This is a genomic window from Blastococcus capsensis (assembly GCF_030165005.1).
Taxonomy (GTDB): domain Bacteria; phylum Actinomycetota; class Actinomycetes; order Mycobacteriales; family Geodermatophilaceae; genus Blastococcus; species Blastococcus capsensis.
Genome location: NZ_JASNNW010000011.1, coordinates 127,042 through 150,466, shown reverse-complemented (window position 1 = coordinate 150,466; position 23,425 = coordinate 127,042). Strand labels below are relative to the sequence as shown.

Below are 23,425 nucleotides of genomic sequence, written 5' to 3'. Positions count from 1 at the left end.
CCCATGACGACGAAGGGACGTGCCGATCGGGACGACCTGGCCGCGGTCCCGCAGGGCATCCAGGCAGCATCCGCCGGCGGGAGCGGGGCGGTGCACCGACGTGCGACGTGGCGCTGGCGGTTGCGGCGCTGGGGCCTGCTGACGGTCGACGTCCTGCTCATCGCCGGGGGCCTCGTCCTGGCCAGCATCGCCCGATATGACGGCGACGTCACCCGGATCGACCTTTCCGGGCTGGTGTGGGCGGCAGGCATCGCCGTATCGGTCTATCCGCTGGTTTCGGCCGCACTCCGGCTGCATCAGGGACGGCATCCGGTCGGCAGTGCCGACGAGCTCACGGCGATGGGCCTGGCCGTCACCGCAGCACTCGTCACCGTCGTCGTGGCCGACGTCACCGCCGGCGCGCCGAGCATGGTGCCCCGATCGGTGCCGCTGATCGCCGCCCCCATGGCCTTCGTCTTCATGCTGGCCATCCGGCTCACCGTGCGACGCCTTCGGGAGCTGTCGGTGCGCCCGCAGCAGGGCCGGCGCACGCTGGTGTTCGGCGCCGGGGACGCGGGTCACCAACTGGTCCGCTCCATGCTGGGCCGGCCGGACAGCCCGTTCCTCCCCGTGGCTCTGCTGGACGACGACCCGAAGAAGCGGTACGCCCAGATCGGCAAGGTCCGCATGCTCGGTGGTCGCCGGGACATCGCGGACGTCGCCCGGGCGACGAGGGCGGAGATCCTCGTCATCGCCCTGCCGTCGGCCGAGTCGGCGCTCGTCCGGGAGCTCTCCCGTCTGGCCATCGCCGCGGGTCTGTCCGTCAAGGTTCTTCCTGGGCTGGCGGATCTCGCGGGGAACGGCGTCGGGATCCGCGACGTCCGGGACATCGACATCGCCGACCTGCTGGGCCGGCGTCAGATCGACACCAACGTCGACGCGATCGCGGGTTACCTGACCGGCAAGCGGGTGCTGGTCACGGGCGCGGGTGGGTCCATCGGATCGGAGCTGTGCCGGCAGATCTCCAAGTACGAACCGGCCGAGCTGATCATGCTGGACCGTGACGAGTCGGCGCTGCACGCCGTCCAGCTCGGTATCCACGGCGAGGCCCGTCTCGACCTGCCCGATGTCGTGCTGGCGGACATCCGCGATTCGGAGACGCTGCTGACGATCTTCGAGGCTCGCCGGCCCGAGGTGGTCTTCCACGCCGCCGCGCTCAAGCACGTCACGATGCTCGAGCAGTACCCGGACGAGGGCTGGAAGACCAACGTGCTCGGCACGCGGAACGTCCTCGAGGCGGCGACCGCGGTGGGGGTCGGCCACTTCATCAACGTCTCCACGGACAAGGCCGCGGATCCGGTGAACGTGCTCGGCCGGACCAAGCGCACGGCCGAGCAGCTCACCGCCACCTATGCGCAGCGCAACGCCGGCGCCTTCCTCTCCGTCCGGTTCGGCAACGTGCTCGGGAGCCGTGGATCGGTGCTGACGACCTTCGCCGCCCAGATCGCCCGGGGCGGGCCGCTCACGGTGACCGATCCGGAGGTGACCCGCTTCTTCATGACGATCCCCGAGGCGGTCCAGCTGGTCATCCAGGCCGGCGCGATCGGCCGCGACGGCGAAGCGCTCGTCCTCGACATGGGAGAGCCGGTCCGCATCGTCGAGGTGGCCCGCCAGCTCGTCGCGCTCTCCGGGCAGGACGTCGAGATCGTCTTCACCGGCCTGCGGTCGGGCGAGAAGCTGCACGAGGAGCTCTTCGGCGTCGGCGAGCAGGCGTCCCGGGACGCGCACCCGCTGATCAGCCATGTCCCCGTCGCGCCTCTCGACGAGTGGGCGCTCCATCGACTCGGCCGCCGGGGCAGCGACATCTGGTCGGTCTCGACGACGCGGGAGAGCACTGAGTGGCTCGGCCAGGCGGTCGCCCGGTGACCGCCACCTCGTCGGGCACCCTTGAGCGGATCCTCCTGTCCCCACCGGACGTGGGGGACCGGGAGGAGCAACTGGTCGTCGAGGCGCTCCGATCCGGCTGGATCGCTCCCCTCGGTCCCATGGTGGACGCCTTCGAGGAGGGCGTGGCGGCACGGTGCGGGCGCACCCACGCGGTGGCGTTGTCCTCGGGAACCGCGGCGTTGCACCTGGGCCTGCTCGAGCTCGGTGCCGGCCCGGGGACCGTGGTCATCGTGCCCACGATGACCTTCGCGGCCACCGCGAACGCTGTCGTGTACACCGGCGCGGAGCCGGTCTTCGTCGACTGCGAGGGTACGACCGGCAACCTGGACCCCGGACTGCTGGAGCGCTGTCTGGGCCGCCTGCGAGCCGAAGGCGTGACGGTGGCGGCGGTGGTTCCCGTGGATCTCCTCGGCCGCTGCGCCGACTACACCAGCCTGCTGGCGATCTGCGAACGGTTCGAGGTCCCTGTGCTCGCTGATGCGGCGGAGTCGGTCGGCTCGTGGCATGCGGAGCGTCCGGCGGGATCGTTCGGCCGGATGGCGGCCCTCTCGTTCAACGGCAACAAGATCATGACGACGAGCGGTGGCGGGATGCTACTGACCGACAGCGCCGTCCAGGCCGACCGGATCCGGTACCTCAGCAGCCAGGCGCGGCAGCCAGCGGAGCACTACGAGCACACCGAGGTGGGCTACAACTACCGGTTGAGCAACCTCCTGGCGGCCGTGGGGCTGGGGCAGCTGGAGCGGCTGGACTCGATGATCGGCCGCAGGCGGGCCGTGCGGGAACGCTACGTCGAGTGCTTCGCCGGGCTGCCGGGCGTCCGGGTCTTCCAGCGGGATGGGGACGAGGCCGACAACTGCTGGTTGACGTCGGTGCTCGTCGACGAGGCCCGCGCCGGCTGGTCGGCCGGCGAGCTCAGGCGCGCGCTCGCGGAGGCGGACATCGAGTCGCGCCCCTTGTGGAAGCCCATGCACCTGCAGCCGCTGCACGCAGGAGCCCGCACGTGGCTGTCCGGCGCGTCGGAGGGGCTGTTCGCCACGGGTGTGACGCTGCCCAGCGGCTCGGCGCTGCGGCCGGAGGAGGTCGACCGGGTGATCGGGACGGTCACCGATTTCGTCCGGGGCGGCCGGTGAGCGGCTACCCGGCCGTCAAGCGAGGCGTGGACATCGCGGTCTCGGCGGCCGTCCTGGTGGTGACCGGCCCGTTGCAGGCGGTCCTCGCGATGGCGGTCCGGAGGGACCTCGGATCACCCGTCCTCTTCCGCCAGCAGCGGCCGGGCCGGCACGGTGAGCTCTTCGAGCTGGTGAAGTTCCGGACCATGCGCGACGACCCGACAGCGCGGGATGCGCAGCGGCTCACCAGGTTCGGGTGCTTCCTGCGCAGCACGAGCCTGGACGAACTCCCCACGATGTGGAACGTCCTCCGGGGGGACATGAGCCTGGTGGGCCCGCGTCCACTGCTGCCGGCCTACCTGTCCCGCTACACGCCCGAGCAGGCACGCCGGCACGACGTACGGCCTGGGGTCACCGGCCTGGCCCAGGTCCGGGGCCGCAACGCGGTGTCCTGGGAGGACCGGTTCCGGGCCGACGTCGAGTACGTCGAGCGGCTCAGCGCCCGCCTCGACGTGTCCATCCTGCTGAAGACCGTGGCGCTCGTCCTGCGGCGGACGGGCATCGCGGCCGATGGGGCCGCCACCATGTCGGAGTTCCTCGGGACCGGCACGCCGGGGCCGGCATCCGTCGGTGCGGTCAGCGCAGGCCGGCAGGGAGGGCCGCGATGAGCCGCACGCCTCTGGTGATCATCGGCGCGGGCGGCTTCGGGCGTGAGGTCCACGACGTGGTGGAGGCGGTCAACGACGACCTCGGCACCCACGCGGGCTTCGACGTCATCGGCTTCCTCGACGACACGGCATGCACCGACGATCTGGTGTCCGACCGGGGCCTGTCGGTCCTCGGACCCGCACACCGGCTCGAGGACCTGCCCGGGGACGTCCAGTACGTCATCGGGATCGGCAGCGGCGCCGTCCGACGCGGCATCGACGTCCGGGCCTCGGCCGGAGGGCGCGTCGCGGCGCAGCTGGTCCACCCGGCCGCCGTGCTCGGCCGGCACCGGGTGACCCTGGCTCCGGGGTCGATCGTCTGCGCATCCGCCGTCATCACGACCAACGTGCGACTGGGGCGGCACGTGCACGTCAACATCGGTGCCACGGTCGGGCACGACGCCGTCCTCGAGAACTACGTGACGCTCAATCCGAACGTGTCCGTCTCCGGTGGGGCAGTCCTCGGCGAGGCGGTGTCCATGGGCACCGGTTCCAGCGTCCTGCAGTACCGCCGCGTGGGCGCCGGGACCACGGTCGGGGCGGGCGCGGTCGTCGCCCGCGACCTGCCGGCCGACGTGGTCGCCGTAGGCGTCCCTGCTCGCGTGCGCGAGGCATGAGCACGCAGTCGGTGCGGGGGCCGAAGAGCGGTGCACCCCCGCTGCGGATCGTCATGTACACGCAGTGGTTCCCTCCGGAGAAGGCGGCGATCCCGGCGGACATCGCCGCTGGCCTGGCCGCGCAGGGGCACGACGTCACGGTCGTGACCGGGTTCCCGAACTACCCCCTGGGACGGACCTACGAGGGCTGGCGGCAGCGGCCCTGGGCCGATTCGGCCGTCGACGGTTACCGCATCAGGCGCGTCGTCCAGTACCCCAGCCATGACGCGTCCGCGATCCGGCGGGCCCTCAGCTACCTCAGCTTCGCGGTCGCCGCCACGGTGTTCGGCTGGCGGCGGCTCAGAGCCGCTGATGTCGTGTACGTGTACCACCCCCCGCTGACCACGGCTCTCGGACCGTGGCTCAACCGGGCGACCGGAGGCGCGCCCTACGTCCTGCACGTGCAGGACCTGTGGCCGGACTCGGTGGTGGCCGCGGACCTGCTGGCCGACCGGGTGCTCTCGGTGACCGCCCGGGTTCTCGACCGGATGTGCCGGGCGGTGTACGGGCGGGCGCACGCCGTCGTCTGCCTCGCGCCCGGGATGGCGGGGCTGCTGGCGGACCGGGGCCTGCCACGCCGGCAGCTCCAGGTCGTGGCCAACTGGACCGACGAGTCGGTCTTCCGGCCTCTCGAGCGGGATCCGGACGTGGCGAGGTCCCTGGGAGCGGACGGTCACACCACGGTCATGTTCGCCGGCAACATGGGCCCCGCCCAGGGACTCGAGACCGCCGTACACGCGGCCGCGGCCGTGGCGGACCTGCCGGACTTCCGGCTCCTGCTGGTGGGTGACGGGCTCGGCCGCGCGGCTCTCGAGTCGTTGGCCGAGGAGCTGGGGGCGGACAACGTGAGGTTCTGCGGATCCCGCCCGTTCGCGGAGATGGCCGCCGTCACGGCGGCGGCCGATGCCCAGCTGGTGACCCTGCGGGGCCTGCCGTTCCTCCGCGGCACCGTGCCGAGCAAGGTGGGCAGCGTGATGGCGTCCGGACTGCCGGTCGTCGTCTCGGCGGACGGCGATGCCGCCGCCCTCGTCGAGCAGGCCGGCGCGGGATGGACCTGCCCTGCCGAGGACGTCGCTGCGCTCGCGGAGGCGTTCCGACGCGTCGCCGGGTCCTCCGAGGAGGAGCGCCGCAGACGTGGCGAGGCCGGACGCGCGTACTACGAGAAGAACATGACCCGCGCAGCCGGGGTCCGCAGAATCGGCCGGATGCTCGAAGCGGCGGCTGGGATCGAGAGCACGGAGAAAAGGTGAGTCGCATGCACGAGATGACCGGCGCAACAGTGCTGATCACCGGAGGGACGGGATCCTTCGGATCAACCATGACCCGGGCCCTACTGGGCGAGGGTGTCGGGCAGGTCCGGGTGCTGAGCCGGGACGAGGCCAAGCAGGACGAGCTGCGCCGTCAGCTCGGTGACGAGCGGATGCGCTTCTACGTCGGCGACGTGCGCGATGCGGCGAGCGTCAGCGATGCCGCCCGTGGTGTGGACTTCGTCTTCCACGCCGCGGCGCTCAAGCAGGTGCCCTCGTGCGAGTTCTTCCCCGCCCAGGCGGTGCTCACCAACGTCACGGGCAGCCAGAACGTGGTGAACGCCGCCGCGGCGCACGGGGTCCGCTCGGTGGTCCTGCTCAGCACCGACAAGGCCGTCTACCCGATCAACGCCATGGGCATGACGAAGGCACTGATGGAGAAGACCGCGCAGGCCTTCGCCCGCAACAACCCGGACTCGCCGACCACGGTCTCCGTCGTCCGCTACGGCAACGTGCTGCATTCCCGGGGGAGCGTCGTGCCTCTCTTCCTCAAGCAGCTCGGGGAGGGCACGCCCATGACGCTGACCGACCCCGCGATGACCCGCTTCCTGATGTCGCTGCAGCAGTCGGTGGACCTCGTCCGCTACGCCATGCTGCACGCCGAGCCCGGGGACATCTTCGTGCGGAAGGCGCCGGCCGCCACCGTCGCCGACCTGGCCCGTGGTGTGGCGGAGCTGGTCGGCGCCGAGAGCCGGACGACCGTCATCGGCACCCGGCACGGCGAGAAGCTGTTCGAGACACTGCTCAGCCGGGAAGAGGTCCTGCGCGCCGAGGACCACGGGGACTACTTCCGGGTGCCGCTGGACGCGCGGTCGCTGAACTACGAGCTCTTCTTCGAAGACGGCAGCCGTGACGAGTCCCGGCTCGACGACTACACCTCGCACAACACGGAACGGCTCGACGGTGGCGGAGTGGCCCGGCTGCTGCGGACCGTCCCCGAGGTGATGCGGCAGCTGGAGATGGCCGCGTGAGGATCGCCGTCACCGGCTCGGACGGCTTCCTCGGCTGGCACCTGCGCGCCGCCCTGCTGGCGGATGACCGGCATGCCGTCGTCCCGATCGGGCGGCCCGGCTTCGCCGACGAGGCCACCCTTGCCGGTCTGGTCCGCGACTGCGACGCCGTGGTCCACCTGGCCGGGGTCAACCGGGGCAGCGAGACGGAGGTGGAGGACGGTAACCGGCTCCTCGCCGACGCCCTGGCCGTCGCGCTCGAGGGCTCTCAGGTGCGGCAGGTCGTCCACGGCAACTCGATCCATGCCGGGACGGACTCGGCGTTCGGCCGCAGCAAGGCGTACGCCCAGGAGCGCCTGGCCGGCGCTTGCGCCCGGGCGGGCGCCGCCTACACCGACGTGGTCCTCCCCAACATCTTCGGCCAGGGAGGCCGCCCCCACTACAACTCCTTCGTCGCCACGTTCTGCGCCGAGCTCGCGGCCGGGCGTGCTCCGGTCGTCCACCAGGACCGGGAGCTGGACCTGCTGCATGCGCAGGACGCCGCTGACGTCCTGGTCGGCGCAGCCCAGGCCATCGGCGGGGGCGAGCTGCGGCCCACCGGTCGGACCACCTCGGTGGGCGCCGTCCTGGAACTCCTCACCGGAATGGTCGACTACCCGGAGACCGGCGACTTCCCGGACCTGTCCGATCCGTTCCGGGTCGCGCTGTTCACCACGTTCCAGGCCGCCTGCTTCCCCCGGCGCTTCCCGATCGTCCGCACGGTGCACTCCGACGAGCGCGGAACCCTGGTCGAGGCGTCCCGAGCCCGGAGCACGGACACCCTGACGTTCCTGTCGACGACGGTCCCCGGGGCGGTTCGTGGTCAGCACTACCACCGACGCAAGCTGGAACGCTTCGTCGTGCTGGACGGCGAGGTCGAGATCCGCCTCCGCCGGCTGATCACCGGCGAGGAGGTGGCCTTCCCGGTGTCCGGCGACGCGCCGGTGGCGGTGGACATGCCGCCGCTGTGGGCGCACTCGCTGAGGAACGTCGGTGACCGGCCGGCCACCACGGTGTTCTGGACCAACGAGCTGCTCGACCCGTCGTCGCCGGACACCTACCGTTTCGACGTGTACACGCGGACGGGGGTGGGGTCGTGAAGCTGATGACGGTGGTGGGCACGCGCCCGGAGATCATCCGGCTCTCCCGCGTCCTCGACCGGGCCGACGGCGCCTTCGACCACGTCCTCGTGCACACCGGGCAGAACTGGGACCGCGCGCTGTCCTCGGTGTTCTTCGAGGAGCTCGGGCTGCGCGACCCCGACGTCATGCTGACGACGGACACGTCGTCGCTGGGCGCCTTCCTCGGCAGCAGCATCACCCGGATCGACGAGTGCCTGCAGCGGGTGCGGCCGGACGCCTTCCTGGTGCTGGGCGACACCAACAGCGCGCTGACCTCGATCATGGCCAAGCGGCACCGGATCCCCGTCTACCACATGGAAGCCGGCAACCGGTCCTTCGACGCCAACGTGCCCGAGGAGATCAACCGCAAGATCGTCGACCACACCGCGGACTTCAACCTCGCCTACACCGAGCACGCGCGACGCAACCTGCTCGCGGAGGGGTTGCACCCGCGGCGGGTGTACGTGACCGGCTCGCCGATGCGCGAGGTGCTGGACCACTACCGCCCCAGGATCGAGGCGTCGACGGCGCTGTCCGAGCTGGGCTGCGAGCGCGGCACCTACTACGTCGTCAGCGTCCACCGGGAGGAGAACGTGGACAACCCTCGCCGGCTGAGCGGCCTGCTCGACGGGCTCGACGCCCTGGCCGCGAGCACCGGCAAGCGGGTCCTCGTCTCGACGCATCCCCGGACGCGGCTGCAGATGGAGAAGCTCGCCCGGTCGCCGCACCCAGGGGTGACGTTCGCGCCGCCCTTCGGCTTCCTCGACTACGTGCACCTGCAGATGCACGCCGACCGCGTGCTGTCCGACAGCGGCACGATCAGCGAGGAGGCCGCAATGCTGGGCTTCCCCGGGTTGACGCTGCGCCCGGCGATCGAGCGGCCCGAAGCCCTCGACACCGGGTCCGTGCGCACCGTCGCGCCGACGGCCGAGGCGATCCTGGCGGCCGTGCAGGCTCCGGCGTTCGTCCCGGCGGCACCGGCCGACTACTGCATCCCCGACACCAGCGCGCGGGTGGTGAACCTCATCGCCTCGACCGCGCCCTTCCACCGGGAGTGGTCGGGGCTGCGGCCGGTCGAGGCGACCGGCGCCGCGGCGGACGAGGATTCGTGAACGGTCGAACCGGTGCTGTCACGACGATGCCGACCCGGCGGACCGTGACCCGGGCCGGCGGAGGACAGCACCAGTTGCGGCGCTCGGGTGCGCCCGTCCCGGCCGTGGAGGGTCCCGCGCCCGACCGCAGCGCCCGCCTGCCGTTGAAGGCGACGGTGGCCTGGCTCGTCGGCACCTACGTCCTCTTCCTCGTCGGCCAGTACGCGCCGCTGGCGAAGAACCTCGGCCAGACGACGCTGTTCGCCGCGGCCGCCGTCACCGCGTTCGCCGTCGGATATCTCGCCTCCCTGCGGCTCTCGCCGTCGCCACCGCTACCGGACCGAGCCGTCGGTGCCCCGTCCCAGCTGGTGCGGCTCGTCATCGCTGCGTCGGCGCTGTGGTTCCTCGCCTACGGCGCCTTCTCGCTGATCGAGTACGGCGCGCTCTCGTGGCGGGACATCTGGGCCTCGCTGCTGGACCCTGCCTCGGGATATTTCGACAAGTTCGAGGTGTACCGCCGGCAGGAGGCCACCGGCGCGGTCAACCGGCCCCTCCAGGTGACAGTTCTCTCCGGCGCTCTGTACGCGGCGCTGCTGCCGCTGACCATCCGGTACTGGCGCCACCTGGGCCCGTGGCTACGTGCCTGGATCCTGCTCGGGGTCTCGGTCTATGCCCTGTACTTCGTCTACATCGGAACGCTCAAGGGCCTCGGCGATCTGCTGATCCTCGGTGCGGCCGCGGGCGCGGTCGTCCTGGCACCGATGCGGTCGAACACCGGCGACGACGCCGTCCGCGGTCGCCGACGCCGATACCTGGGCGATCGGTCCGGCCGGCCAGGAGTGCAGCGGCGCAGGGCGAGCACACGGGGAAGAGCCCAGCGCAGCGCCTTCGCCCGCGCCGGGGTCGCTACCACAGCCGCGACGCTCGTCTTCGTCCTCTACATGGCCTTCAACCAGAGCGCGCGCGTGGATCACGTGGGCGTCGCCGACCGCTACCAGGGGTCGGGCGTGGCCGCCGCGGTGTTGGGCCCCCGCCTGGCGACCGGCCTCAACGTGGTGATCGCCTACCCGACGCATGGTTATCTCGGGCTGTCGAAGAACCTGGCGCAACCATTCGAGTTCGGCGGCGGGCTGAGTGGTTTCCCATCCATCGCCGGCTACAAGGTCCAGTATCTGGGGGGCCCCGACCCGATGCTGCGCTCTTATCCGCTCCGGACCGAGAGGGCGACCGGCTGGCCGGCCCGCCAGTACTGGGGGACGGTCTACCCCTGGTTGGCCTCGGTCGTGTCGTTCCCGGGGGTGCTGGGCGTCATGGCGGTCATCGGCTGGGCGGCGGCGCGGCTGTGGCGGGCGGCGCGGAGCCGAGCCGACGACCTGGCGTTGATCCTCTTCTGTCAGCTGTCAGTCCTGCTGGCCTACGTGCCGGCGAACAACCAGCTCTTCGAGAACCGTTACGCGACGATCGCCGTGGTGACCCTGGTGGGCATCTACCTCCTGCGGCCGGTGTTCCGACGCCGTCCGACCGGCCGCGCACGGTCGGTCCGGGCAGCCGCATGAACCGCCCGGTCGTCGTCCAGCACGTGGCAGGCGCTCTCCATGGCGGAGGACCGCAGATGGCGCTCGACCGGCTGCTCCGGTCCCCGCTGGCCGAGCGCTTCGATTTCCGGATCCTGCATCAGGAATCCGCCGCCGGCGGTCTCGACGTCGCGCTGCTGCGGCGCTTCGTGGGCGAGATACGCGGCCACGCCCCGGCGATGGTGCACGTCCGAGGGCTCGGCAACGAGGGGTTCCACGGGGTGCTGGCCGCGCGGCTGGCGGGGGTCCGGCGGGTCCTGGTGTCCGTGCACGGCACGCAGCGCGACCTCGTCGCGGTGCCGTCCCCGGCGCGCCGGGCGGTGGTCACGCGGGTGCTGGAGCCGGCGACCCTCCGCATGGCGGGTTCGGTCACCACCGTCTGCGCGGCGGCGGCGCGGCGGCCCTTCCTCGATCCGGTGCGGGGCAAGGTCCTGGGCGTCGTCCCCAACGGGGTGCCGCTGCCGGACCTGCGCGACCGCGCACGGGTGCGTGCGGACGTCCGTGCCGAGCTCGGTATCCCGGCCGGTGACGTCGTCGTGCTCAGTGCCGCACGACTGGCCGAGGACAAGGGCCTGGGCGATCTCGCCCGGGCCGCGGCGCTGCTCGGGCCGGAGCCCGCCTGGCGGCTCGTCGTCGCCGGCTCGGGCCCCGACGAGGCACGGCTGCGGGCAGCCTTCGAGGCGGCGCCATACGTGCCGGTGCACTGGCTGGGCACCCGCTCGGACGTCGACCGGCTCATGCTGGCCGCCGACGTCTTCGTGTTGCCGAGCTGGTCGGAGAACATGTCCAACGCGCTGCTCGAAGCCATGGCGGCGGGGCTGCCCGTGCTGGCCAGCAGCGTGGGGGGCAGCCCGGAGGCCGTGGGATCGGCCGGCGTGCTCGTCGCGCCACAGGACCCGGCGGCGTTGGCGACCCAGCTCGCCCGGCTCCTGGCCGCCGACGGCGAGCGGCAGCGGGTGGGGGCGGCGGCACGGGCGCGCGCCGAGCAGCACTACACCGTCGACCACATGAGCCGGCGCCTCGGGGAGATCTACGACGAGATCCTGGAACGGACGTGAGGCGGGCGAGGACGGGGGCCGGCGGATGAGCGGTGCGGCACCCCGGGTCGTCATCCTGGGATTCACCGTTCCCCCGGACGTGGCCGTCGCCATCGATGCGGCCAGCGCCGTCCCCGCGACCCAGACGCACAACTTCGCCCGCAGCCTGGTGACCGCGGTGCGGAGCGCCGGTGCGACCGTGGGCCTGGTGTCGACGCATCCGGTTCCCGACTACCCGGCGTTCCCGCAGCTGGTGTTCCGGGGCGGGTCCTTCCACGACGACGGCTGCTCGGGCCGGTTCCTGTCCTTCGTGAACCTCCCGGTCCTCAAGCACCTGACGCGCACGGTCTCCCTCCTGCTCGGCGGGCTCGGCGAACTGCGGCGGCAGCGGCCGGACCATGTGCTCATCCACGGTGTCCACCTGCCGTTCCTCGCGGTGGGCGCGGCGCTCGCCTCGCGCGGCAGGGCTGCCCGGGCGGCAGGTCGCTCGGCGCCGCGCATCGTGGCCGTGCTCACCGACCCGCCCGGAGTGGACCGGCCGACGGACGGTCCGCTGCTGACCTGGCTCCGGGCGTGGGACCGTCGACTGGTCCGGGCCGTCACGGACCGGCTCGACGGCGTCGTCTGCCTGACCGACGCGCTCGGCGCCGACCTCGCCCCTCACCGACCGCGCCTGGTCATGGAGGGGATCGTGGGTGGAGCAGCCGCGGCGGCGGCGGCGCGCCGGCCGGACCGCGGACCGGGGCAGGGCAACGCGCCGTTCCGCGTCGCGTACGCCGGCGGCCTGACGCGGGACTACGGCGTCGACCGTCTCGTCGCCGCCGTCGAGGCCATTCCCGGCACCGACGTCCGGCTGGACCTCTACGGCGCCGGAGAGCTGGCCGACTGGCTGCGCGAGCGGAGCGGCGACCGGGTCGTCCACCACGGGAAGGTGCCGCACGCCGAGCTCCTGGAGCGCCTCCTCGCGTCGGACCTGCTGGTCAATCCGCGTCCGGTGTCCTCGGGCTTCGTGCGCTACAGCTTCCCCTCGAAGCTGCTGGAGTACATGGCGCTGTCGGTGCCGGTGCTCACGACACCCCTCCCCACGCTGCCGGCCGACTACGTCGAGCACCTGCGGATCACCGACGACGACAGCGTCGAGGCCCTGGCGGCCGGGATCGTCCGGGCCGCTGCCGACCGGGTCGGGTCGGCAGCGCAGGCCGGGCGCGCACGTGCCTTCATCCTGTCGACGCGGTCGGCGGAGAACCAGGGGCGGCGCATGCTCACCTTCCTGGCCCGGCTGCCCTGACGGGAGGCGCTCAGGTCCTCCCCGGCCGGGCCGCCGCGACGGCGTCCACGAGGAAGTCGCGGAGCCGATCGGCGTGCGAGGCCGGGGAGTAGAGCCGCTCGGCGCTGCGGAGGACCGCGGCCCGGTCGACGGCCGGTCGTGGCGCCGCGAGGAGGTCGCGGACGGCCTCGACCAGCGCGTCCAGCGACTCGTCGCGGAGCAGCCAGGCGTCGCGTCCGTGGGTGAGGTCGGTGCCCAGGTCGCTGGTGGGATTGGTCATGACCGGGGTTCCGAGGCTGAGGCTCTCGGCGACCTTCGACGGGTAGCCGGCGAGGTTCGACCGGATGGCGGAACGCTGGAGCACCACGAAGTCCGCCGAGCCGATGAGGGCCCGGGCGGCCGCGTTGTCCACGCGCCCGCGCCAACGGAACACCGGCGAGTCCCAGGCCACCGCGGCGGCGTCGGGGCCGAGCGCCCGCCGTGCCTCGGTGGCGTCCGAGCCCACGAGATCGATCCGCAGCCGGTCACCGGCGTCCGGGACGAGGGTGGGCAACCGCAGCAGGTTGAGGACGGTGGGCCGGTCCTTCTCCGCGAAGTTCCCGGCGTAGGCGAGGGTCAACCTCCCGTCGGCCGACGGCGGCCGGTGGGTCGGGGTGACGGGGAACAGCGGCGGCACGCGCAGCACCCGGCTGCCGTGCCGCGCGAACCACCGCTCGAGGTAGGAGCTGATCACGATGACGTCCCGCGACCTGGGCGCCACCACCCGCATGGCGAGCTCGTTGGCCAGCGCGAACGGGCCGAACCGCCCCAGCGGCAGGTGCCCGGCGTCGTACCACTCGACCACGTCGGGAACCAGCGCGAAGCCGTGCCGCCGGGCCTCGGGCCGCAGCCGGACCAGGTAGCCGAGATGGGTGCCGTAGACGACGACCACGTCGGGTCGCGGCTGCAGGTCCCGCACCCATGCCCGCGTGGCCGCTCCCCACGTCAGACCGCGGGCCACCCGCCGGGCGCGAGGGGTCGAGGGAAGCGGGATCTCCCCGAGGCCCTCGAACCGTGCGGCGCCGTCCGCCAACTCGCCGCGGACCCCGACCGGGTCGCCCGAGCCGATGCGGACCGGCGGCAGGCCGGCTGCGGCCACCGCTCGGCACATGTTCTCGATGCGCAGCTTCGAGGCGTTGTCCGGGGCCATGGGAACCGGTGCGACGTACACGACCTGGAGGGAGGACGGATCAGGCGACATGGCTCGTTCTCGGCCGCTCGGATGGTGTCTCGACACTGTTGTGCAGCGCGGTGCGCGCCCCGCGCACCGCGGCGGGCAGGAGCGTGCACAGGTAGGCCACGCAGGCAGCCGCGGGGATGCCGGGGATGCCGACCGCGTGGACGAGGACGACCTTCAGCGGGATCGACAGCCCCAGGAAGGCCGCCCACCCCGTGTACTGGGACCGCAGCGCACCGATGCTGTTCTGCACCGAGAAGAACGGGGCGGCGCCTGCGAGCAGCGCCGACCACGCGACGAGTCCGGCCCCCAGGGCCACCGGGATGACGACGGCGCCGTCGAGCCACAGCTCGAGCACCGCGGACCGGGCCGTGAGCAGGACGGCGCCGGCAGCGAGGACCAGCACCACCGAGGCAGCGCACGCGCGGCGGACGAGAGGAACCACCCACGCCACGTCGTGACGGGCGAGTGCTTCGGCGCAGGCCGGCCACAGGGCCAGCCCGACCATCGTCGCCACCAGGGTAAGGACCGAGAACAGCCGGGTCGCGATGGAGAAGGACGTGACCGCCTCGACGCCCAGCGCCCCGGCGACGAGGAGGTTGTCGACGTTGAGGGCGATGCTCGTCAGCACACCCAGCGCCAGGAACCGCGAGCTCAGGCCGAGCAGGTCCGTGGTGAAGCGGTCCCTGACCGCCGACGGGAGGATCGGGCGGTGGTCCCGGCCTGCGCCGCGGAAGTAGGTGAGGGTGTTCACCAGTGCCGCGACGGGGACCCCCGCCACCGAGGCGAGGACGACGGCGGGCTCGGAGACGTCGACGGTCACGGCAGCCCAGGTCAGCAGCACACCGAGGAACGCGCCCGCCACCTGCCAGGCGTTCGCCGCCCATGCGCGCTGCGCCGCGTACTGCAGCCGCTGCACCACGACGAGCGGCAAGGACAGGCAGAACACCGCCAGCGTCGTCGCCACGACCTGGCGGGCCACCGGATCGGCCAGCGTCGTGCCGGGAGGCGCGAACCGGCCCAGGAGGAACAGCGTCGTCCCGGACACGAGGAGCAACGCCGTCCCGACGCCGGTCAGCACCACGTACGCCGCACCGACGTAACGACGGACGTCGTCGATCTCGTCGCGCGCCAGGCAGGCGGACAGCCTGGTCAGCAACCCGTTCCCGAGGCCGAGGTCGGCGAAGGCGGCCAGCGCCGTGAGGGAGACCGCCGTGGCCCACACGCCGAAGAGGGTGGGGCCGAGGTCCTCCAGCACCAGCGGGATGACCAGCAGCGGGGCCAGCAGGCCCACCAGCCGGGCTCCCAGCCCGGAACCGACGGCCACGAGGAGCCCGCGGTGCCGGCGGGCACGCGCACGCGCTCGCGCCCCGTTGTTCTCCGACATCTGCCCGTCCCCCGCTCGCGCGTCTGCGCCCACGCTAACCGCAGCGCGACGGCCCGCGGCGTTGCTCCGCGGAAGTCGGTCGAACCGTTCCGTCCGATCCGCGAATGCGCGGCGCAGGGGCCACATCGGCAGCAGGGGTCCCAGGCGGCCCGGCGTCACCGCTGCATGCGCCGGTCGGCGTCGCGGCGCCCGTAGCCTGCACCGGTTGGCCGGCGAGGAGCGGGGTAGCAGTGTCGAGGCACCGAGCCGTGGAAGACCTGGACGAGTGGGGCGCGTCGATCGACGAGCACGTCGACGAACCACCTCGCCGCGCAGGCCGTCGTCGCCGGATCCTGGCCGTGGTGGGTCTGGGACTGGTGGCCGTCCTGCTCCTGGTCGCCGGCGGTGCCTGGTGGATGACCCACCGGTACGCGGGCAACCTGGACCGCCTCGACGGTGTCTTCGCCGGGTTGGACGAGGCTCAGCGACCGCCGGCTCCGAGCGGGCCGGCGACGACCACGCCGCTGACGTTCCTGGTCGTGGGCTCGGACACCACCGAGGACGTGCCGGCGGGCGAGACCCCCGACGGTCGTTCCGACGTCATGATGGTCGTCCGGTTCGAGGGTGACCGGCAGCGGGCGCAGGTGATCTCCCTGCCGCGGGACAGCTGGGTGTCCATCCCCGGCGTCGGGATGGCCAAGCTGAACGCCGCCTACGCCTACGGAGGTCCGACCCTGCTCGTCCAGACCGTCGAGCAGTTGACCGGCACGCGCATCGACCACTACGCGGCCGTGGACTTCGCCGGGTTCGTCGAGATGACCGATGCCCTCGGCGGCGTCGAGGTCCACGTCGCCCAGACGACGTCGAACGGGCCGTACACCTACCAGGCCGGGGTGAACCACCTCGACGGCCGCGAGGCGCTCTACTACGTGCGGCAGCGTTACGGCCTGCCCGGCGGGGACTTCGACCGCGTCAAGCGCCAGCAGCAGTACCTGCGTTCGGTGTACAGCGGCCTGGCCCAGAAGAACGTCCTCAGCGACGTCGGCGCCCTCGACGAGTTCCTGGTCGCACTCACCGACACCGTCGCCGTCGACGAGGGGCTGTCCAACTCCGAGTTGCTCTCGGTGGCCTACGACCTGCGGTCGCTGCGGCCCGACGCCGTCACGTTCCTCACCGCACCGGTCACCGGAACGGGCCGCGAGGGCAGCCAGAGCGTCGTCTACCTGGACCCGGTGCGCGCCGAGCAGATGTGGACCCACCTGCGGAGCGACACGCTCGGCGACCACACGGCCGAGTTCGCGGTCGACACGCTCCAGGCCGTCCCCAACTGATACCGGGGCCCTCGACGTCCGCCTTGTACGAGCAGCGCGGACGGGTGGGCTGCATGTCCCCGAGCGGCCGACTGGTCAGGCCCGGTGGCGTGCATCGCGCGGCAGCTGTTCCGGCGGCCGAGCAGTGTGCGCGCAGGACCAGTTCCTCGCCCGAGAACTGGTCCGCAGCGCACATCGTCCCCGGGACGATGTGTCCCACAGACCGCCTGCTGGGCGAACGCTGTCGGACGCGGCACCCGCCGGCCCGGCTACCGCGGGAACGGCCGCGGGACCGGTGGCAGCCGGGGCATGCGGATCGTGTCGTCGCCGGGGGCGCCCGATCCCACCAGCAGCGGGACGACGATCTCGAGCGCTGCGGCGATCTGGTCGACGGCCTCCGCATGCACCCGGGAGGAGCCCTCGATGGGGTCGGCCACGTCGAACTCCGTTCCGCGGGCCCGTGCGAAACGCGCGCGGGCGTCCCGAAGGGTCTGGGCGAGCGCAGCTCCAGCGGGGGAGGCGTGGTTGCGGGACCAGTCGGGGCCGAGCGTCTGCCCGAGCGCAGCGGCCTCCATGACGGTGAAGACCTTCTGCAGGCCACGGGGACTGATCCCCGCCACCTCGTCACGATGCTCGCCGGTCATCGTCAGCACGAGGTCGGCCCAGTCGACGTCGGCGTCGGACAGGCGCCGGGAGGTGAAGCCGCCGGCCTCGACGCCGTGTCGCGCCAACGCGCGTTCGGTGCGTGGATGCATCGGCCGACCTGGACGGGCCTGGGTGCCGGCACTGCGCACCTCCACACGCTCATTGCTGTCGGCCGTCCAGGCGGACAGGAGTCGTTCGGCTGCTGCAGAGCGGCAGACGTTGCCGGTGCAGACGAACAGCAGCCGCGCGGTCGCCTGCTGCGGATTCGTGGACACCGCGCCGAAGCCTATGTCCAGGCGCGCCCCTTCCGGAGCAGGGGACGGCCTTGCGCGTCGCTCCGACGTCCGCGTCCCCCGTCGGACGGACACGATCGACTGGGAAGACCCGCTGACGCGCCACCGCGCGAGCCGGATGGCAGAGTGACCGCCGTGAAGACCTGGCTCGAGAGCTGGCCGGTGTACCGGCAGCTCACCGGTTCGGACCCGTTCGGTCGCGGCAAGGCCGCGCGCAGCATGGCGACCGAGGCGGTGGTGTCGCGCACCGCGACCGCCGACCGCGTGGTGAAGAGCGTCTGCCCGTTCTGCGCCGTCGGCTGCGCGCAGAACGTCTACGTGAAGGACGAGAAGGTCGTCCAGATCGAGGGCGACCCGGACTCGCCGATCAGCCGCGGCCGGCTCTGCCCGAAGGGCTCGGCGAGCAAGCAGCTGGTCACCAGCCCGACGCGGGTCACCACGGTCAAGTACCGCCGTCCGTACGGGACGGAGTGGGAGGACCTCGAGCTCGACACGGCGATGGAGATGATCGCCGACCGCGTGCTGGAGGCCCGGCGCAAGGGCTGGCAGGACACCGACGACGAGGGCCGGCGGCTCCGCCGGACCATGGGGATAGCGAGCCTCGGAGGGGCGACCCTCGACAACGAGGAGAACTACCTCATGAAGAAGCTCTACAGCGCCCTGGGCGCGATCCAGATCGAGAACCAGGCGCGCATATAGCACTCCGCGACGGTGCCCGGTCTGGGTGCCTCGTTCGGTCGTGGCGGTGCCACGAACTACCTGGAAGACCTCGCGAACTCCGACTGCATCGTCATCGAGGGTTCGAACATGGCCGAGTGCCACCCGGTGGGCTTCCAGTGGGTCGGTGAGGCCAAGGCGCGCGGCGCCAAGATCATCCACATCGATCCGCGCTTCACCCGCACCAGCGCGATCGCCGACCTGCACGTGCCGCTGCGCATGGGCACCGACATCGCGTTCCTCGGCGGGCTCATCAACCACGTGCTGAGCAACGACCTGTACTTCAAGGAGTACGTGGTCGCCTACACCAACGCCGCGGCGCTGGTGAGCGAGGACTTCGTCGACTCCGAGGACCTCGACGGCATGTTCTCCGGCTTCGACCCGGAGAGCCGGACCTACGACGACACGTCCTGGCAGTACCAACCGGAGGAGCCGCGTCACTCGGGGTCGGACGACCCCGCCGAGGCGGCCGAGCTGGATCGCACCGGTGAGGACCCGAGCGTCAAGCACGCCGACCGGGCCCAGGCCTCCGGCAGCGGCGGGCCGCCGATCCCGGCCAAGCCCCAGCGCGATGACACCCTGCAGGACCCGCGCACGGTGTTCCAGATCCTCAAGCGGCACTACGCCCGGTACACGCCGGAGATGGTGGCCGAGGTCTGCGGCATCGAGCCCGAGGTGTTCGCGCAGGTCGCCGACTGGGTGACGTCGAACAGCAACCGCGAGCGGACGACGGCGTGGGTGTACTCGGTCGGCTGGACGCAGCACAGCGTCGGCGCCCAGTACATCCGCACCTGCTCGATCCTGCAGACGCTGCTGGGCAACATCGGTCGTCCCGGCGGCGGGATCATGGCGCTGCGCGGGCACGCCAGCATCCAGGGGTCCACCGACATCCCGACGCTGTTCAACATCCTCCCGGGCTACCTCCCGATGCCGCACGCGCTGCAGCACTCCACGCTCGAGGAGTACGTGGCCGACGCCGCCGGCAAGGCCGGGTTCTGGGGCAACAAGCGCTCGTACATGGTGAGCCTGCTCAAGGCCTGGTGGGGCGACTCGGCGACGGCGGAGAACGACTTCGCCTTCGACTACCTGCCGAAGATCAACGGCGACCACAGCTCCTACCGGACGATCGCCGACATGATCGAGGGGAAGGTTTCCGGCTACTTCCTGGTCGGCGAGAACCCGACGGTCGGGCACCCCAACGGCCGGATGAACCGGTTCGGCCTGGCCAACCTCGACTGGCTGGTCGTCCGGGACCTGCAGATGATCGAGTCGGCGACCTTCTGGAAGGAGTCGCCGGAGATCGAGACCGGCGAGCTCGCCCCGGAGACCATCGCCACCGAAATCTTCTTCATGCCGGCGGCTACGCACGTGGAGAAGGAAGGCACCTTCACCCAGACCCAGCGGATGCTGCAGTGGCGGGACAAGGCGGTCGAGCCGCCGAACGACGCCCGCAGCGACCTGTGGTTCTTCTACCACCTCGGCCGGATCCTGCGGGAGCGGCTGGCGGGCTCCGACGACCCCCGCGACCGTCCGCTGCTGGATCTCACCTGGGACTACCCGACCCACGGCGAGACCCAGGACCCGAGCGCCGATGCGGTGCTGCGGGAGATCAACGGCACCGGCCCCGACGGCCGGGCGCTGTCGACCTACATGCAGATGAAGGACGACGGCTCGACCACCGGTGGCTGCTGGATCTACTGCGGCGTCTACGCCGACGAGGTCAACCAGGCCGCCCGGCGCAAGCCCGCCACGGAGCAGGGCGTCGTGGCCTCGGAGTGGGGCTGGGCCTGGCCGCTGAACCGCCGGATGCTCTACAACCGCGCCTCGGCCGACCCCGACGGGAAGCCGTGGAGCGAGCGCAAGAAGTACGTGTACTGGGACGAGGCCGCCGGCGAGTGGACCGGGGCGGACGTCCCCGACTTCGAGAAGAACAAGCGGCCGGACTACGTGCCGCCCGACGGCGCCAGGGCGCAGGACGCGCTGGCCGGCACCGACGCGTTCGTCATGCAGGGCGACGGCAAGGCGTGGCTGTACGCGCCGGCGGGTGTGGTCGACGGCCCGCTTCCGACGCACTACGAGCCGGTGGAGTCGGTGGTCGAGAACGCCCTGTACAAGGTGCAGGCGAACCCGACGGTCGAGCGCATCCCCGGCCCGTGGAACCGGGAGAACCCCTCGCGCAGCGAGGTCTTCCCGTTCCAGGTGACCACCTACCGGCTGACCGAGCACCACACCGCCGGCGGGATGAGCCGCACGCTGCCCTACCTGGCCGAGCTCCAGCCGGAGTTCTTCGTCGAGGTGAGCCCAGAGCTCGCGAAGCTGCGCGGGCTGACCCACGGGGACTACGCCACGCTGGTCAGCGCCCGCACGGCGATCGAGGCGAAGGTGCTGGTGACCGAGCGGGTGCGGCCGATCAGGCTGCGCGACGGGCAGGTGGTGCACCAGATCGGCATGCCCTACCACTGGTCCTACAGCGGCATCTCCACCGGAGACTCCGCCAACGACCTGCTGGGCATCTCGCTGGACCCGAACACGCACATCCAGGAGGACAAGGTCAGCACCGCCGACATCGTCCCGGGGCGGCGCCCGCGGGGGCCGGAGCTCATCGACTTCGTGGAGGAATACCGGCGGCGGGCCGGGGTGGCGTCCGGGCGGGTGGGCCTCAACGGCCGCGACCCGGTCGCCGCCGACGCGGGGGAGGGCTCGACGCTGTGATGACCGCCGACGCAGACAAGCTCGTGAGCCCCGCTGGGATCAGGGTCCCTGATCGTGGTGCGTCCTCGCTCACGGTGTGCGGTGAGGGAGGACGCCTCCCGGTGAGGGAGGACGGCGACGTGAACCCAGCGAAGGGCGCGGCATGACGATCAGTTCGGCGAGCGCGGCCTTCACCGGCAACGACCCCGGCAACCGGCTCTACGGCCCGGTCCCCGACGTCACCGGGCAGTCCGGGTACGAGGCGGACCACCCCAAGCGGGTCGGCTTCTTCACCGACACCTCGGTGTGCATCGGCTGCAAGGCCTGCGAGGTGGCCTGCAAGGAGTGGAACACCCTCCCGATGGACGACTCGCACGGCGTGCGGGACGTCATCGGGATGTCGGGGATGTCCTACGACAACACCGGCCAGCTGGGCGCGAACTCGTGGCGGCACGTCGCGTTCATCGAGCAGAGCCGCGCTGTCGACCTGCCGATGCCGACGTTCGGGCGGCCGGGTGACGACCGGCAGGGCAGCGGCCCGTCGCCGGCGGGAGCCGGGGACTCCGTGAGCCTGGCGAACGCCCAGCAGAGCGTGCTCAACGCCGAGGCGCTCAGCGAGTTCGACCCGCAGACCGGGCAGACCGGGGCGGACAAGCAGATCCGCTGGCTGATGAGCTCCGACGTCTGCAAGCACTGCACGCACGCGGGCTGCCTGGACGTCTGCCCGACCGGTGCGCTGTTCCGCACCGAGTACGGCACCGTGGTCGTGCAGGACGACATCTGCAACGGCTGCGGCTACTGCGTGGCGGCGTGCCCCTACGGCGTCATCGACCAGCGCAAGGACGACGGCCGGGTCTTCAAGTGCACGATGTGCTACGACCGGCTGACCGACGGGTTGCAGCCGGCGTGCGCCACGGCGTGCCCGACGCAGTCGATCCAGTTCGGCGACCTGGACGAGCTGCAGGAGCGGGCGGACGCGCGGCTGGTGACGCTCAAGGCGCAGGGCGTGGAGACCGCGCGGCTGTACGGGCGGGACGAGGACGACGGCGTCGGGGGAGACGGGGCGTTCTTCCTGCTGCTCGACGAGCCGGAGGTCTACGGCCTGCCGCCGGACCCGATCGTCACGACGCGGGACCTGCCGGCGATGTGGAAGGCGGCCGGCAAGGCCGCGGCGATGATGGTCGGGGTCGCCGTCGCGGCGATCGCCGGCTCGCGGCGGAGGTGACATGACCGGCGGGATCACCAGTCCGGGTTCGGGGTGGCGTCAGGCCGACTCCGGCCCGGCGACGCAGCGCCGCGGCGGCGGCGGCAAGAAGCGCCGTCGGGGCGGCGGATGGCGGGGTCGCGGCGAGGTCGCGATGGTCGAGGACGTCGAGTTCACGTCGTACTACGGCCGGCAGATCGTGAAGACGCCGGTGTGGAAGAGCCCGGACGTGCCGCTGTACCTGTTCCTGGGTGGGGCGGCCGGCTCGTCGGCGATCCTGGCAGCGCTGGCCGACGTGACCGACCGGCCGGCGCTGACGAGGGTGGGCCGGCTGACCGCCGGTGGCGGCTCGATCCTGTCGGTGGTGTTCCTGATCCACGACCTGGGGCGGCCGGAGCGGTTCCTGCACATGCTGCGGGTGCTCAAGGTGACCTCGCCGCTGTCGGTGGGCACCTACATCCTGGCACCGTTCAGCGCGGCGGCCGGTGCGACGGCGGCGGTGGAGCTGCTGGGCTGGTTCCCGCGGCTGAAGCGCTTCGGCGGGGTGGTGGCGGCGCTGTTCGGTGGGCCGCTGGCCACCTACACCGGGGTGCTGCTGGCCAACACCGCGGTGCCGTCGTGGCACGCGGCGCACACGCAGCTGCCGTTCGTGTTCGGCGGCTCGGCGATGGCCGCAGGTGGTGGCATCACGATGATGTTCACGCCGGTGGCCGAGGCCGGGCCGGCGCGGAAGATGGCGATCACCGGTGCCGTGGTCGAGCTGGCCGCGATGCACAAGGTGGAGAACGACCACGGCATCGAGAGCGAGCCCTACCACGAGGGCCGGCCCGGGAAGCTGATGCAGGCGGCCAAGACGTGCACCGCCGCAGGCGCCGGGCTGACCGCGATCGCCGGGCGGACGCGGCTGGGGGCCGTCGCGTCGGGGACGTTGCTGGCTGCCGGGTCGCTGCTCACCCGGTTCGGCGTCTTCGAGGCCGGCATCGCCAGCACGAAGGACCCGAAGTACGTCGTCGTCCCGCAGCGCGAGCGGCTGGCGGCCCGCGAGAACGAGCACGCCTCGACGATCACCCGCTGACCCGGCGGCGCTTCCGGGCGTCGTCGGTTCAGCTCGGGCCGATGATCTCGACGCCGTGGGCTGCGTGCGTGCCAGAGCCTTCGGGACGACGATGCGGCCGGGGCCGTCGATGGTGGTCGTC

Annotated in this window: 19 protein-coding genes; 16 read left to right on the top strand and 3 right to left on the bottom strand. The window is 72.1% G+C overall.

Features of this window, described 5'->3' with window-relative positions:
• Positions 1-3 precede the first annotated feature (3 nt).
• The 11 genes from QOZ86_RS11585 (at position 4) to QOZ86_RS11535 (ending at position 12,808) form a co-directional block, all read left to right on the top strand.
• Positions 4-1,905 (top strand): polysaccharide biosynthesis protein, encoded by a 1,902-nt coding sequence (locus QOZ86_RS11585; protein ID WP_284492115.1) that lies wholly within the window; start codon positions 4-6, stop codon positions 1,903-1,905.
• Positions 1,902-3,059 carry a DegT/DnrJ/EryC1/StrS family aminotransferase gene (locus QOZ86_RS11580; RefSeq protein WP_284492114.1) on the top strand — a complete coding sequence of 386 codons (1,158 nt, stop codon included), beginning with the start codon at positions 1,902-1,904 and terminating at the stop codon, positions 3,057-3,059. The genes QOZ86_RS11585 and QOZ86_RS11580 overlap by 4 nt, the downstream gene beginning before the upstream one ends.
• Positions 3,056-3,706 carry a sugar transferase gene (locus QOZ86_RS11575; protein WP_284492113.1) on the top strand — a complete coding sequence of 217 codons (651 nt, stop codon included), beginning with the start codon at positions 3,056-3,058 and terminating at the stop codon, positions 3,704-3,706. The genes QOZ86_RS11580 and QOZ86_RS11575 overlap by 4 nt, the downstream gene beginning before the upstream one ends.
• Positions 3,703-4,362, top strand: a complete 660-nt coding sequence (locus tag QOZ86_RS11570) for an acetyltransferase (RefSeq protein WP_284492112.1) — start codon at positions 3,703-3,705, stop codon at positions 4,360-4,362. The genes QOZ86_RS11575 and QOZ86_RS11570 overlap by 4 nt, the downstream gene beginning before the upstream one ends.
• Positions 4,359-5,651 carry a glycosyltransferase family 4 protein gene (locus QOZ86_RS11565; RefSeq protein WP_284492111.1) on the top strand — a complete coding sequence of 431 codons (1,293 nt, stop codon included), beginning with the start codon at positions 4,359-4,361 and terminating at the stop codon, positions 5,649-5,651. The genes QOZ86_RS11570 and QOZ86_RS11565 overlap by 4 nt, the downstream gene beginning before the upstream one ends.
• Positions 5,652-5,656: 5 nt before the next feature.
• Complete coding sequence (locus QOZ86_RS11560; protein WP_348637967.1) at positions 5,657-6,679, top strand: SDR family NAD(P)-dependent oxidoreductase; 1,023 nt, start codon at positions 5,657-5,659, stop codon at positions 6,677-6,679.
• Positions 6,676-7,797, top strand: coding sequence for a polysaccharide biosynthesis C-terminal domain-containing protein (locus tag QOZ86_RS11555; RefSeq protein ID WP_284492110.1), 1,122 nt, complete (start codon positions 6,676-6,678; stop codon positions 7,795-7,797). Before QOZ86_RS11560 ends, QOZ86_RS11555 begins: the two co-directional genes overlap by 4 nt.
• A 5-nt stretch (positions 7,798-7,802) precedes the next feature.
• Entirely contained in the window at positions 7,803-8,930 is a 1,128-nt protein-coding gene (locus QOZ86_RS11550) for a UDP-N-acetyl glucosamine 2-epimerase (protein ID WP_284492162.1), read from the top strand.
• A gap of 104 nt (positions 8,931-9,034) precedes the next feature.
• Complete coding sequence (locus QOZ86_RS11545) at positions 9,035-10,465, top strand: hypothetical protein (protein WP_284492109.1); 1,431 nt, start codon at positions 9,035-9,037, stop codon at positions 10,463-10,465.
• Positions 10,466-10,521: 56 nt separating this feature from the next.
• Positions 10,522-11,541, top strand: coding sequence for a glycosyltransferase (locus QOZ86_RS11540; RefSeq protein ID WP_284492108.1), 1,020 nt, complete (start codon positions 10,522-10,524; stop codon positions 11,539-11,541).
• Positions 11,542-11,566: 25 nt separating this feature from the next.
• The gene (locus tag QOZ86_RS11535) at positions 11,567-12,808 is read left to right on the top strand and encodes a glycosyltransferase (RefSeq protein WP_284492107.1); all 1,242 of its coding nucleotides are present in this window, start codon (positions 11,567-11,569) and stop codon (positions 12,806-12,808) included.
• A gap of 10 nt (positions 12,809-12,818) precedes the next feature.
• Here QOZ86_RS11535 and QOZ86_RS11530 read toward each other — a convergent pair whose 3' ends face one another.
• Positions 12,819-14,027 carry a glycosyltransferase gene (locus QOZ86_RS11530; protein WP_284492106.1) on the bottom strand — a complete coding sequence of 403 codons (1,209 nt, stop codon included), beginning with the start codon at positions 14,025-14,027 and terminating at the stop codon, positions 12,819-12,821.
• Complete coding sequence (locus QOZ86_RS11525; RefSeq protein ID WP_284492105.1) at positions 14,017-15,390, bottom strand: lipopolysaccharide biosynthesis protein; 1,374 nt, start codon at positions 15,388-15,390, stop codon at positions 14,017-14,019. The genes QOZ86_RS11530 and QOZ86_RS11525 overlap by 11 nt, the downstream gene beginning before the upstream one ends.
• Positions 15,391-15,620: 230 nt before the next feature.
• On the opposite strand from QOZ86_RS11525, the gene QOZ86_RS11520 reads away from it, so the two are divergent.
• Positions 15,621-16,700 carry an LCP family protein gene (locus tag QOZ86_RS11520; RefSeq protein ID WP_284492104.1) on the top strand — a complete coding sequence of 360 codons (1,080 nt, stop codon included), beginning with the start codon at positions 15,621-15,623 and terminating at the stop codon, positions 16,698-16,700.
• Positions 16,701-16,948: 248 nt separating this feature from the next.
• Here the strand turns inward: QOZ86_RS11520 and QOZ86_RS11515 are convergent, their stop codons facing one another.
• The gene (locus QOZ86_RS11515) at positions 16,949-17,599 is read right to left on the bottom strand and encodes an arsenate reductase/protein-tyrosine-phosphatase family protein (protein WP_284492103.1); all 651 of its coding nucleotides are present in this window, start codon (positions 17,597-17,599) and stop codon (positions 16,949-16,951) included.
• A gap of 153 nt (positions 17,600-17,752) precedes the next feature.
• On the opposite strand from QOZ86_RS11515, the gene QOZ86_RS21330 reads away from it, so the two are divergent.
• The 4 genes from QOZ86_RS21330 to nrfD all read left to right on the top strand — a co-directional run bounded on the left by QOZ86_RS21330 (position 17,753) and on the right by nrfD (position 23,304).
• On the top strand, positions 17,753-18,316 hold the full coding sequence (locus tag QOZ86_RS21330; RefSeq protein ID WP_489433517.1) for a hypothetical protein: 564 nt from the start codon (positions 17,753-17,755) through the stop codon (positions 18,314-18,316).
• Between the two features lie 12 nt (positions 18,317-18,328).
• Entirely contained in the window at positions 18,329-21,046 is a 2,718-nt protein-coding gene (gene fdh / locus QOZ86_RS11510; RefSeq protein ID WP_489433516.1) for a formate dehydrogenase, read from the top strand.
• Between the two features lie 142 nt (positions 21,047-21,188).
• Positions 21,189-22,250, top strand: coding sequence for a 4Fe-4S dicluster domain-containing protein (locus QOZ86_RS11505; RefSeq protein ID WP_284492102.1), 1,062 nt, complete (start codon positions 21,189-21,191; stop codon positions 22,248-22,250).
• A gap of 1 nt (position 22,251) precedes the next feature.
• Positions 22,252-23,304 carry an NrfD/PsrC family molybdoenzyme membrane anchor subunit gene (nrfD, locus tag QOZ86_RS11500; protein ID WP_284492101.1) on the top strand — a complete coding sequence of 351 codons (1,053 nt, stop codon included), beginning with the start codon at positions 22,252-22,254 and terminating at the stop codon, positions 23,302-23,304.
• The last annotated feature ends 121 nt before the right edge of the window (positions 23,305-23,425 follow it).